Consider the following 12034-nt stretch of genomic DNA (forward strand, 5'->3'; position numbering starts at 1 on the left):
TCAGCGCCCTTCGGTGCGGTGCGAGTGGGAGTGTGCGGACACGGAATCGAACCGAGCGCTGAGGTCGGTCTCAGCGTTTTCGCCCGGACCATAGTTGACGACCTCTTCGGGGTTACCACCGTGGGCCTCCCACTTTTCACGCAGCGAATCGATGTCCCAGAGCATGTCGACGGTCGGCGGGTGCCCTGGCGGCAGGTATTCCGCCTCGATCTGCGTGCCGCAGGTGGGGCAGTAAAACTCCAGAATGCGGCAGAAGGTGGGGTCGGGCGAGAAAGTGAACTCGTACTTTTCCGGGTCAATCACCGGGGGGTGAATTTCCCGGGGGTCCCGGTCGTAGACGAGGGTGCCTTCCTTGTAGTTGCCGCGGGCGTCGCCGAAGTCGTGGGCGCAGACGCGGCAGATCCACCGCTCCGTGTCGAGGTCGATGAGCAGGTATTCGGTCATGGGAACGCGCATTGTGTTTGTACCTTCCTTGGGAAACACGAGTGGGTTGAGGGTCAGAGCGTGTCGGCGAGTTGCAGATCGCCGGCGGTGGAGACCGTGAGAGTCCAGCCGAGCGGCACGCGCGCGGTGAAGAACGGTCCCTCGACAATGGCCGGTCCGGCCGCCGTGGCACCGGGCTTCTGGTCGTCGAGTTGGTAGACGGCAACGCTGTCGATCTGAGTGGAAGTCGAGCGCACCTGCCGGGTTCCGGCGGCGACGGCGGCGCTCGCCGCAGCGGGCACCCCGCTGGCGATCGTCGGGTGCGGCAGCCGGAAGGTGGCCTTGAGCGTCAGGATCTCTTCTTCATCTTCGACGATCGTCGACCAGTCGAGTTCGCACTCACTCAAATCGTGCCCCTCCTGGAACATGTCCTTTCCGGCATCCGCTTGCATTGACATGCGCACCGCAGCGACCTCGGCAGCGGAGAAACCCGTCACGCTGGTTTCGTAGGACTGCGCGATGTCGGAAAAGCTGATGCCGTAGGCGGAAAACACCGCGGCGAGCCTCGGCACAAGCACCCGGTGTGCCCCGGCAATGCGTGCGGCGCTGCAGGCGTTCATCGGTCCGCCACCGCCGAACGCGGCGACGGTCGTCTCGCCGGTTGGGCTGACCAAGTCGGCGAAGGACCGGGCCAGATGGCTGGAGTAGCTGGCCTCCATGCGAATCAGCGCTCCCTCGAGACTGATTCCGAGCGGATCGGCAACGGTCTTCGCGATGACCGCCCGCGATCGTGCGGCGTCGAGGGCCATCTCACCATTCAGGTAGGTGGCCGGGTCGAGCACGCCGAGCAACAGGTTGACATCGGTGATCGTGGCCGACGTTCCGCCGAAACCGAAGCAGGCCGGCCCCGGCGCGGCGCCGACACTCTCCGGTCCGACGGTGATCTCGCCGTCGTGCACGGCGATGATCGAGCTGCCGCCGACGCCGGTTGAACGCACATCGCTCATCTCATAGGAGATGTCGACTCCCTGGATCGATCCGCGCCGGTCGACGGCGATAGTGGAATTGGCGACGGCGCCGACATCCGTTGTGGTCCCGCCGACGTCGATCATGAGCACGTTGTCGAGCCCGTAGGCCTCGGCGAGGGCGCGCGTGCCCTCGAGTCCGCCGCGTGGTCCGGAGGAATAGGTCTTGAGGGCGACCGACTTGGCCACGCGGGAGGAGGCACCGTCGTTGCGGTAGATCAGCAGCGGGTTCTTCACCTTGTAGGCGCGCAGCCGGTGTTCGGCGCTGTACAGAAAACGCTCGACCGTCGGGTGCAAGAAGGAGTTGAGAATGCCCGACCAGACCTGGCGCTGGCGGGAGGTGTCCGAAGCAAACTCACGCGAGAACAGAATCGGCACCGAACCGAGCAGGTGGCGGGGAAAATTCTTGAGCATGGTGCGCTTGAACAGGTGCTCGCGCTCGGCGCTCAAGCCGGCGACGACGAGCCGCTCAGCGCCGGCAGTGGTCAGCCGGTTGATCTCGGCGACGAATTGCTGGGCGAGGTCCTCCGGAGCGCCTTCGGCGGCGATAATACCGACGCGGGCGCCGATCAGATCCAGAAACAGCCCCGCCGTGTCAACCGACGTGCCGAGCGCGCCCGGCAGGGAAGGATCGTCGGTGATCAGCCCGATCATCGGGCCCTTGCGCTGCACGAGCGCATTCGTGCCCTGTGTCGACGAATAGCGGATGTGCTGGGTCGAGTGCAGCAGTTCGGCCAGGTTTGCGTCGCCGAACAGCTGAGCGGATGCCTTGGTCATCGCGTCGAACAGACACTGCGACAGGTCGACCGGGGTGGTGAGGGTCTTGGTGAACGTGAAATCCGTGCCGCTGGCGACGACAATGTCGGTGAGGGTTCCACCGTTGTCGATGTTGATCAATCGTTCCATGAGCGCTCCTTTGCGATGCAGTTGTGAGTGTCCGATGCTCCCTGGGGAGTCACTCCAGCAAGAATGACCCCGCAGTCACAACGTGGCGTGTCCCACATTGGGACACCGCACCGCTAGCGCTCGGGGGGTCGCAGAGGGCATGCTTGCAGAGTCCACAAGGGAGTAGATATGCATAGAGTCGCCGATCGGCGAATCAAGATTGCCGCTGCTCGCGCCAATTTTCTGCGCTTCGGCCATGCCGAAACCCAATCGGTTCCCGGCCCGGTGGCAGCTTCCTGGCAGCGATCCGTCTCGGCCGGCGTTGATGCTGCCTCGTCGCACGCGGTGTTTCACAGCGACCTCGATCTCACCGGTCGGCTCATGCGCTGCTCGGCCCCGGTCATTGCGCGACTGAGTGACGAGATGGCAGAGATGCCGCTGTCGATCGTGCTGACAGACTACAAAGCGAGAATTCTGAGTCGTTCCGAAACCGACAAGACCATCGGAACCCTGCTCGACGAGGTGTCGCTTGCGCCGGGTTTCAACTATGCCGAGGCCAGCGTGGGCACGAACGGCATCGGCACCGTGCTCGAGTCGGGTCAGTCGCTGTACATAGTGGGACCTGAACATTTTCTGGAGCACCTGCAGCCGTTCGCGTGCGCCGGCAGCCCCATTCGGGACCCGCTCACCGGCCGCGTCGAGGGGGTGCTTGACATCAGCTGTCTGAGCGAAGATTCCAGTCCGCTCATGCATTCCCTGGTACGGTCCGCCGCGCGTGAGATCGAGCGCAACCTGCTCGTCGACCGCAGCCAACGGCAGCAGGCACTGTTCGAGGCATATGTGCGAGTCGATGCCCGCACCCGCGGAGCCGTCATGGCGATCGGTGGAACCGTGGTGATGGGCAACGCCGTAGCGCAGAGCCTATTCTCTCCCGACGAACAGTGGACCATTCACGAGCATGCCCGGTACTTGATGATCGCCCCGGGGCAGCCGGTCGACCAGATCGAACTCTCATCGGGCAAGGTCGTGCAGATTCGGGGCAAGCGCGTCGTGGTGGGACCTGACGTTGCCGGCGTCGTCGTCGTCGTCGACATCCTGTCCGAGCCGGCGCCGGTACCCGCATCCAGGCTCACGCTGCCGCAGCTGCGTGAGCAGCGGGTGACCGAACCGGCGCCTGGCGGCGTTGCCGCGTCATCGGCGATCCTCCGCGATGTAGCTTCCTTGCTCGGCAAACGCGCCTCGAGCAGCATAGTTACTGCGATCACCGCTGGCGCCGCGCTGCTTGTTCTGGGTGAAGCTGGCGGCGGCAAGGTATCGCTGCTCGCCGAACTCTACGGCCAGATCGTTCCGCTGGGCCGTAAAGTCGTGTTCCGCGCTGACGAGCTCAACGAGCGCGGCCTGCACTCGATCATGGACACCGACCTGGCCACTGGCGACGCCCGGCCGACGCTGTACATCTTTCGCAATTTCGACCGCTTGAGCGAGTCGGTCGCTGCGGAACTGGACGCATTTCTGGTCATTCGAGAGGCGACGGCCGCCTCGGGCGGCATCGCCGCTACGGTGTCCCAGCCAGACCTGCAGGCAGATCTGGCTGCTGCCCGCCCCTACACGACCCTGCTGCACCATTTTGAGACTTCCGTCACGGTCGCGCCGCTTCGGCATCGCATCGAAGACCTGCCCGACATTGTCACCCGGGTGCTCGCGCGGCGGGCCGGACTTCGCCCCGCCACCGTGAGCGCGGGCGCGATGCGGGTGATCTCCCGCTATCCCTGGCCGGGCAACATTCGTCAGCTCGAAGAGGCGCTCGACACCGCCCTGCGAACACGCCCGGTAGGTGCCATCCAGGCCGAAGACCTGCCCGCCTACTGCCACGGCGGCGCACCCCGGCTGTTGTCGGCGCTCGAAGCGGGGGAGCGCGACCTGATCGTCGGCGCTCTGCACAAAGCCGACGGCAACCGGATGCGCGCCGCCGAGTCACTGGGAATCGCCCGGTCGTCCCTCTACCGCAAGCTCAAAAGCTTCGGCATCAGGGTCACCGACTCGTAGTCGCGGCTGGCCGCATCCGCTTGATCGACCAGACCACCACGACGGCGACGAGCGCCATCGCGAAGAGGCCGAGAGTGGAATACCCGGCCAGCGCCAAGATTGGCCCGGCGATCGCGCCGCCGAGCGCGCCGGCCGCGTTCATGGACAGGTCGGAGAATCCCTGCAGCGAGGAGCGATCCTCAATGTCGACGGCCTCCGACACGAGCGCCGAACCCGCCACAACGGATGCCGACCAGCCCAGTCCCAGAAAGATGAGGCTTACGGTCATGGTGCTCTGCGATCCGTCGCTGAGCCAGGCCACAGTGAGGGCCACGAGCAGCAGGGTTTGTCCGGCGAGAATGACCGGCAGGCGACCGAGCCGGTCGGAGAGCGCGCCGAATACGGGGGAGAGGGCATACATTCCGGCCACGTGCAGGCTGATGGTCAGCCCCACGATCGTGAGGGTGGCGCCGTGGTCACGCAGGTGCACCGGCGCCATCGACATCAGGGCCACCATCGTGGCGTGACTGAGGGCAATGACCAGCACCGCATAGCGGGCCGCCGCGTTGCTCCGCAGAATAGCCAGGCCGCCACTGGCCCGGCGGATTCCCGCGCTCGTCGTGCGCGCTGCCAGCGCCGTCAGCAGGGGGTCGGGTCGCAGGCCGAGAGCGTAGACGAAGGCGGCGGCGACCGTGGCCGCGAGGGAAAACGCGAACGCGCCCGTCATGGCCGGAAGACCGAGGGCGGCGCCGAGCGCTTCGCCCGGTCCGAACAAGTTGGGGCCGAGCACGGCACCGATCGTCGTGGACCAGACCACGACGGAGAGATCCCGCGCTCGAAAGCGCGAGGTCGCGAGGTCGGTGGCGGCGAAGCGGGCCTGCAGGTTGGTGGCTGAGCCGGCGCCGAGCAGCATCAGAGCCAGCAGGAGCAGCGGAAAGATGTCGATGGACACCGAGAGGATGGCGAGTATCGCGCCGGTTCCCGCAATGAGCGAACCCGTTGCGAGCGACACGCGGCGCCCGCGCGCTTGCGCCAGGCGGGCCAGTGGTACGGCCACGATGGCCGCGCCGAGGGTGCTCATGGTGGCAGCCATACCCGACCAGGCGCTCGATCCCGACAACTGCGCGGCGAGGAGCGCGCCGAGCGACAGCGTTGCTCCCATTCCGATGCCCCCGAGAATCTGGCCCGTGATGAGTACCCGCACGACGCGCTTCTGCAGGGCGGTGTGCCCCACTGGAAGCGGTAGCGGTGCCGTCGATTCGGCGGGCGTCGTGTCCTGTGTCATCGTCTGCTCCCCCTGGTACGGCATCGGAAGGCCCGCGTTGCCGTGCACCTGAGGTTCACTCTATCGAGCAGCCCGCGTAGCCCGGTTTGCATCATCGCAGTATACCTCCTAGGGTATAAGCGATTCCGGCCGGTGAGCAGCGCACCTGCCGCTAGCCTCGCGCATTCGGCAATGGGAACCTGCGGTCAATGAGACTATGGAGCAATGACCGGAACACTCGTGGCCAAGGGCCTGGCCGGCGGCTACGCGCACCGCACCCTCTTTGAATCGCTCGACCTCACCGTCGCCCCCGGCGACGTCATCGGCGTGGTCGGTGCTAACGGGGCCGGCAAGTCCACGCTGCTGAACCTGCTGGCGGGGCTCGGCGAGCCGCAGGCCGGCACCATCACGCTCAGCCCAGCGGATGCCTTCGTCGGCGCGCTCCCGCAGGAACACGAACGTGTGTTCGGCGAAACGATCGCCGGCTACATCGCCCGGCGCACCGGCTGCGCCGAAGCGACGCTTGAGCTGGATACCGCGGCATCCGCTCTCGGAGACGGGCAGCCGCGCGCTGACGGAATCGACCCGGCCGACACCTATTCGACCGCGCTCGGGCGCTGGCTGGCCAGCGGCGCCGCCGACCTCGACGAGCGGCTGCCCATCATGCTCGCCGATCTCGGTCTCGCCCTCGGCGAGAACCTCAGCGCAGGCAGCCTGATGACCGCGCTTTCTGGCGGACAGGCCGCGCGCGTCGGGCTCGCGGCCCTTCTGCTCTCCCGTTTCGATATCGTGCTGCTCGACGAGCCCACCAACGACCTCGATCTTGACGGACTCGAACGCCTCGAAGCCTTCGTCACTGGCCTTCGCGGCGGCGTCGTGCTGGTCAGTCACGACCGCGAATTTCTCGCCCGCTGCGTCACACGGGTGCTCGAACTCGACCTCGCGCAGGGCGCGAACAAGGTGTTCGGCGGCGGCTACGACTCCTACCTCGAGGAACGCGAAACGGCCAGGCGGCACAACCGGGAGAACTACGACGAGTTCGCCGCCAAGAAGGCCGACCTCGTCGGACGAGCCAGAACCCAGCGCGAGTGGTCGAGCCAGGGCGTGCGCAACGCCATCAAGAAGGCGCCGGACAACGACAAAATCCGGCGCAAAGCCTCCGTCGAGTCGAGCGAGAAGCAGGCGCAGAAGGTGCGCCAGATGGAAAGTCGCATCGCGCGCCTCGACGAGGTCGAGGAACCCCGCAAGGAGTGGCAGCTCGAGTTCACCATCGGTTCAGCCCCGCGCTCGAGCGCGGTCGTGGCTACCCTGAACAACGCCGAGTTTCGGCAGGGCGACTTCGTGCTCGGCCCCGTCTCCTTGCAGGTCAACGGCGGCGAACGCATCGGCATCACTGGTCCCAACGGCGCCGGCAAATCCACCCTGCTGCGCGCCCTGCTCGGCCGTCAACAAGCGGATACCGGCAGCGCCCTCCTCGGTGCCAGCGTTGCGATCGGAGAAATTGACCAGGCCCGGGCGCTTCTGGTCGGGACACGGCCCCTCGCCGCGAGTTTTGAAGTTCTTGTGCCCGAGCTCTCGCCCGCGGAGGTGCGCACCCTGCTGGCCAAGTTCGGCCTGAAAGCCGACCATGTGAACCGCCCGGTCGACGACCTGTCGCCGGGGGAGCGCACGCGGGCCGGACTGGCGCTGCTGCAGGCGCGTGGTGTGAACCTGCTCGTGCTCGACGAACCGACCAACCACCTCGACCTCGCGGCGATTGAGCAACTGGAACAGGCGCTCGAGCGCTATGAAGGCACGCTGCTGCTGGTCACCCACGACCGGCGCATGCTGGCCAACGTGCGCACCGACCGGCACTGGAATGTCGACGCGGGCCGGGTTCTCGAAGTCTGACGGTCACGTCCTGACAGCTCACCGGGGCAGGGCCATCAACTTCTTTTGGTGCCGTTTTTCGTGGGTAACCACGATCATGTGCGGTACTGTGAGGCCGGCCAGGCCGATGAACAGCACCTGCAGAATCTGTTCCGGTATATCGCCGCTGGGGCCGATGACGAACAGCAAAGCACCGACCGCGAGGATTGGCACCACGGTGTACACCGCCACGATCAGGGTGGGTAGTCGCCCGCCGCCACGTTCCTCGGCAAACCCCGCCCTCAAATGCCGAAAGCTGTGCAGAGCACAGAAATACACCAAAAAGAACACCAGCGGTTCGCAGGCCAATGCGAGCACCGATGCCAGCACGATTTCCACGCTCTCATGCGGCCGATGCCGCACTGCGGCGACGGCCGCCACCAGCAGCCCGGCCAGAGCGAGCGGTGCCAGCCCTGCCTGCACGCCCGACACCATCGCGCCGCCAGCACCGGCAAGTACCACGTAGGCAGCGCCCACCTGATCCGGATGTGAGAAGGCCGGTACGCTCAGCAGCCCGAATCCGGCGAGAAAGCGTAGCCACACGCCACGATCAGCGTTCCAATCAGACCCGAAATGCAGCGCCGACACGATCAGGAACGCAACCAAGCTCAGCACCGGGGCGACCAGCCAGAGCAGCACGACACCGACCACAATCACGATGTATACCGTGTTGAACGCGGCAAAACCCAGCGGGGTTCGCCAGAGCCCGGCGCGACGCGCGATCAGTGGATCGAGGGCACCGTGCGGCAGACCCAGCACGGCGACGAGCACGCCGAGAAGTACGACCTGAAGCATAGGTGAGGGCATCGGCAGGCCGAACGCGAGCAGGGCCAGCGTGGTCAGTGCCAGACCGGAGAACACCATCGTTTCGATGGGGACGTGGCGGAGCCGGGCCGTTGCGCGGGCGGTACCGACTCGGGGCGCGGCGACCTGCTCCATCATTGCGTCTCGCCCGAGCCTGTGGTCGCAGTGGGCGTGGCGACCGGTATGGCCTGTGCAGCCGATGCAGAGGTGAAGACTGTGGGTGCGGCAACCTGGGCGATGAACGGGCTCCAGGGCAGGCTTAATATGATTTTGGCATAGTCACTGGCCCGGGCGCCGTCGCTGAGGAAACGCACCAGGGTAGCCGGCGGCACACCGCGGGCCAGAGCGAGAAAATACTCTGCAGTGCGTTCCGGGTGCGCGCGAACGGCCTGGAGAAAGATGCGGTCGAAGGTGCGTCGTAGCCATGGTTCTTCGGGATGCCCCACCGCTTCCTGCCCCGCCAGGAGACGATCCGTGCACATTTGCGCCCACCGTTGAATACGCAAGAATCCATAGCCTGAGGCGGCTCGCAAAGCGCCGCCCGCATTGCCGGCAAGCACCACCCCGGGTATCTCCGGCACGGTCTGGCGGCCCAGTCCCATGGCCAGTACCCCACCCTCGGTGCGCGCCCGACGAACGTCATTTAGACCCAAGCCCGATAAAACGTGGTCCAACTCACCGGCCAGAAGTTCCCGTTTGATCGGCGCTGTGCCGAAGCGGGTCCACTCCACGATGGCCCGGTTCGGACCCAATGGCAGCGCGTACACGAAGCTCAGGCCTTGCTCGTCGGTGGCAAGCGACCCCATCAACGTCACCTCGGTCGGGTCGAACGGATGCTGCCCGCCACACTCGAATTCAACGCCCACAAAACTCTGATAAAGCATCGCCGCAGCGGGCCGTGGTCGCGTATCGATCACCTGACGGGCCAGCAGCGTGCCGGCGCTGGTTTCGACCCGCACACCGTCCGGCACGGCACTTACCATTTCGGCGCGCACGCCGAGACGCAGGTCTACACGCGGCGACTGAGCGATGTCGGCCTGCGCGCTGGCATAGAAGTCGATGCCACGAATGTACTGGTAGAACAATTCCGGAACCTGGTGCCGAACCGCGCTACCTGCGGCATCAGAAAAGCTCCACGTCGTCCAGCGATGTGAAACCAGGTGCGAGAGTTCATGTTGTTCTGGCTGCCAAAAGCACCAGCTGCGGTCATCCTGGTACGCGGTGCGCGGTTCGACGACGACCACGCGCGGGCCGGATGGCGCGCGCGCCAGCCGGGCCGCCAAGCTGAGCCCCGCCAGTCCCGCACCGAGCACCACAACGTCAGCGTCTTCGACAGAGTTCATTTGTGCTCTATTTCTCTTAACCACATGCTGAGGTGGGGTGAAACTGTTGCACGATCGAGTCGGCTGCGACAGCTGAAGAAATCTACGGATGAATAGCTACTACCTATGGAGGAGGATTTGGAGTAGGTTTCCTAATATACCTAGCTAGGTTACCTAATTAGGTGCTTTATCTCCGTTACAATCAGCGATTCTCGAGCATCAGAGGCCATTTTGATACCTGATTCACTAACCCAAGTGCAGTACGACACCATCTACAACATCTTCTCCCTCGTGATTGCCTCGCAGCTTTTCACCTCCATCTTTCTGGTCATCAGCCTGCCGCGCGTATTGCCGCGATACCGTCAGGCACTGACTGTCGCGGCGATCGTTTGTGGTATCGCGGCATATCACTACTTCCGCATCTTCAATTCCTTCACCGAAGCATTCGTGACCGAGGCCGTCGGCGGCCGCGGTGATTATGTTCAGGTCGCCGGAGCGTCATTCAACGAGGGATACCGCTACGTCGACTGGCTGCTGACGGTTCCCTTGCTTCTTCTTGAACTCGTGGCCGTTCTGGCCCTGGCCCGCAAGGTGCAGAGCAGCCTGCTCACGCGACTCATTCCTGCTGCTGCCCTTATGATCGCTCTCGGCTACCCCGGCGAAATGGCGTCGGACAACCTCACCCGCGGCATCTTCGGTCTGCTCTCTTCGCTTCCCTTCGCGTATATCCTCTACGTGCTCTTCGTTGAACTGACCAAGTCGCTCGACCGCCAACCCGCCACGGTGCGTAAGACCATCAGCCTGCTGCGACTGCTCTTGCTGGCAACGTGGGGCGTCTACCCGATTGCCTACCTGCTGCCCGGACTTGGTATCGACGGGTCCGACGCATGGGTCGGCCTCCAGATCGGCTACTCCGTAGCAGATATCCTGGCCAAGTGCATCTACGGCCTGATCATCTTCCGGATCGCGCGGATGAAGTCCTTCTCAGATGACCAAGCCTTTGCCGAGGTCGAACTGACTCTGGAGGAGGCGACGAGCCTCAAGCAGCCTATCGTTCAGAATCGGCGGAAATAGCCGCGAACCCTTCGATACGAACGGGGCCTGCTAGACCGGTAATCGGTCCTGCAGGCCCCTTTTGGGCGCCACGTGCATCGCCAAACGATCGTCTCTGATCAGCGCGACTGGCGCTTCTTGCCGAGCTTCGGCTGTCCCTTCACCGCGGGGGCGCGGCCCTTGCCCTTGTTGGCCTTGGCTTTGCCGCCGCCACCTGAACCACCTGAACCGCCGCCAGCCTGCGGGCCTCGACCGGCAGCTTGCGCCAGCTCGAGCCGCGCGTCGTCCAGAAAGGCGACCCCGATCTCGGTGAGGGTCGTGCTCTCGGCGGCACGGTCGAACAGGGCATAGCCGAGTTCGGCCTCGACCCGCTTCACCGAGGCGCTGAGGGTGTCGCGGGAGACACCGAGTGTCTGCGCGGCGCGGGCGAAATCGGGCGCCTCAGCGGCCGCCACGACATGTGCCAGCAGGGTGATGTCCACGTGAAGCCTCTCGTCGGTTGCGCGGGTTGCGCGCAGCCCTTCTAGGCTACGCGCCGAAACCGGCCGAACCCACCGCTGCCCCACGGATGTCCGCACCCGGTGGAATCACGGATGCCAGCATCCGGCGATTCGTAACCGCGAACACGGGCCGGGGGCTAGGCGCGGCGCCGTCAACGTGGTTCGCTGGGAGCATGACGACCCTGCCGATGTTCCCCTTGGGATCCGTGCTGTTCCCTTATATGCCGTTGCAACTGCGGGTGTTCGAGGAACGCTACCTCGTCATGCTCGCGCGCGTGCTCGATTCCCCGCCGGCTGAGTTCGGCATCGTGCTGATCGAGCGCGGCCAGGAGGTTGGTGGCGGCGAACGTCGCTTCAGCATCGGTACCGTAGCCCGCGTCACCCAGCTGGAGGCGCCGGAGGGGTACCTCGGCTTGGTCGTGCAGGGCGAGCGCCGAATCGAGGTGACCGAGTGGATGCCGGAGGACCCGCATCCGCTTGCCACGGTGCGTGAGCTGCCCGACCTGGAATGGGACGATGCCTTGTTGCCGCGGCGGGAACAGGCGGAGCAACTCGTGCGCCGAACCCTTTCGCTGGCGAGCGAATTCGCCGACCAGGAGTGGTCGCCCGAGGTGGAGCTCTCGCACGATCCGACCGCGGCCGCCTGGCAGCTCGCCGCGATCGCCCCGGTGGGACCGCTCGACCAGATCGCTCTGCTGCGCTCTGACAGCATGGCCAGCCTGCTCGACAACATCATCGAGCTGACCGAGGCTGCGGCCGAATCCCTGGCCTGGTGACGGTCACCGAGGTGTGAGTTTCGCGCCGAAAAGTCGAGGAATTTGCCCC

Annotated in this window: 10 protein-coding genes; 4 read left to right on the plus strand and 6 right to left on the minus strand. The window is 65.2% G+C overall.

The features are described 5' to 3' along the window. Positions 1–444: an acetone carboxylase subunit gamma gene (locus E3T35_RS17640; protein WP_241988900.1), complete on the minus strand. Its 444-nt coding sequence runs from the start codon at positions 442–444 to the stop codon at positions 1–3. Positions 445–497: 53 nt separating this feature from the next. After that, positions 498–2354 (minus strand): hydantoinase/oxoprolinase family protein, encoded by a 1857-nt coding sequence (locus tag E3T35_RS17645; protein WP_134380347.1) that lies wholly within the window; start codon positions 2352–2354, stop codon positions 498–500. 168 nt (positions 2355–2522) lie between these two features. Here E3T35_RS17645 and E3T35_RS17650 point away from each other — a divergent pair, with 168 nt between their 5' ends. Continuing rightward, entirely contained in the window at positions 2523–4379 is a 1857-nt protein-coding gene (locus E3T35_RS17650; RefSeq protein WP_134346304.1) for a sigma-54-dependent Fis family transcriptional regulator, read from the plus strand. Here the strand turns inward: E3T35_RS17650 and E3T35_RS17655 are convergent. Then, a complete protein-coding gene (locus tag E3T35_RS17655; protein WP_166790003.1) occupies positions 4366–5643 on the minus strand; it encodes an MFS transporter in 1278 nt (425 codons plus the stop codon). The genes E3T35_RS17650 and E3T35_RS17655 overlap by 14 nt on opposite strands. Positions 5644–5847: 204 nt before the next feature. On the opposite strand from E3T35_RS17655, the gene E3T35_RS17660 reads away from it, so the two are divergent. Next, entirely contained in the window at positions 5848–7512 is a 1665-nt protein-coding gene (locus E3T35_RS17660) for an ABC-F family ATP-binding cassette domain-containing protein (protein ID WP_134380350.1), read from the plus strand. Between the two features lie 18 nt (positions 7513–7530). On the opposite strand, the gene E3T35_RS17665 is transcribed toward E3T35_RS17660, so the two are convergent. Both E3T35_RS17665 and E3T35_RS17670 read right to left on the minus strand, forming a co-directional pair. After that, entirely contained in the window at positions 7531–8472 is a 942-nt protein-coding gene (locus E3T35_RS17665) for a Brp/Blh family beta-carotene 15,15'-dioxygenase (protein ID WP_134380353.1), read from the minus strand. After that, on the minus strand, positions 8469–9677 hold the full coding sequence (locus E3T35_RS17670) for a lycopene cyclase family protein (protein WP_134380356.1): 1209 nt from the start codon (positions 9675–9677) through the stop codon (positions 8469–8471). The genes E3T35_RS17665 and E3T35_RS17670 overlap by 4 nt, the downstream gene beginning before the upstream one ends. Before the next feature lie 234 nt (positions 9678–9911). Between E3T35_RS17670 and E3T35_RS17675 the strand changes: the two genes are divergently transcribed. Next, the gene (locus E3T35_RS17675) at positions 9912–10730 is read left to right on the plus strand and encodes a bacteriorhodopsin-like (protein ID WP_241988901.1); all 819 of its coding nucleotides are present in this window, start codon (positions 9912–9914) and stop codon (positions 10728–10730) included. A 98-nt stretch (positions 10731–10828) separates the two neighbouring features. Here E3T35_RS17675 and E3T35_RS17680 read toward each other — a convergent pair whose 3' ends face one another. After that, on the minus strand, positions 10829–11191 hold the full coding sequence (locus E3T35_RS17680) for a LysR family transcriptional regulator (protein WP_134380362.1): 363 nt from the start codon (positions 11189–11191) through the stop codon (positions 10829–10831). A gap of 191 nt (positions 11192–11382) precedes the next feature. Between E3T35_RS17680 and E3T35_RS17685 the strand changes: the two genes are divergently transcribed. Continuing rightward, positions 11383–11985 (plus strand): LON peptidase substrate-binding domain-containing protein, encoded by a 603-nt coding sequence (locus E3T35_RS17685; protein ID WP_134380365.1) that lies wholly within the window; start codon positions 11383–11385, stop codon positions 11983–11985. The last annotated feature ends 49 nt before the right edge of the window (positions 11986–12034 follow it).

Origin of the sequence: Cryobacterium sp. TMT1-2-2 (assembly GCF_004403505.1) — a bacterium.
Classification (GTDB): Bacteria; Actinomycetota; Actinomycetes; order Actinomycetales; family Microbacteriaceae; genus Cryobacterium; species Cryobacterium flavum.

Coding starts and splice junctions, on each gene's coding strand:
- E3T35_RS17640 (WP_241988900.1), bottom strand. CDS start 444: ATGACCGAATACCTGCTCATCGACCTCGACACGGAGCGGTGGATCTGC.
- E3T35_RS17685 (WP_134380365.1), top strand. CDS start 11,383: ATGACGACCCTGCCGATGTTCCCCTTGGGATCCGTGCTGTTCCCTTAT.
- E3T35_RS17665 (WP_134380353.1), bottom strand. CDS start 8,472: ATGATGGAGCAGGTCGCCGCGCCCCGAGTCGGTACCGCCCGCGCAACG.
- E3T35_RS17645 (WP_134380347.1), bottom strand. CDS start 2,354: ATGGAACGATTGATCAACATCGACAACGGTGGAACCCTCACCGACATT.
- E3T35_RS17660 (WP_134380350.1), top strand. CDS start 5,848: ATGACCGGAACACTCGTGGCCAAGGGCCTGGCCGGCGGCTACGCGCAC.
- E3T35_RS17655 (WP_166790003.1), bottom strand. CDS start 5,643: ATGACACAGGACACGACGCCCGCCGAATCGACGGCACCGCTACCGCTT.
- E3T35_RS17650 (WP_134346304.1), top strand. CDS start 2,523: ATGCATAGAGTCGCCGATCGGCGAATCAAGATTGCCGCTGCTCGCGCC.
- E3T35_RS17670 (WP_134380356.1), bottom strand. CDS start 9,677: ATGAACTCTGTCGAAGACGCTGACGTTGTGGTGCTCGGTGCGGGACTG.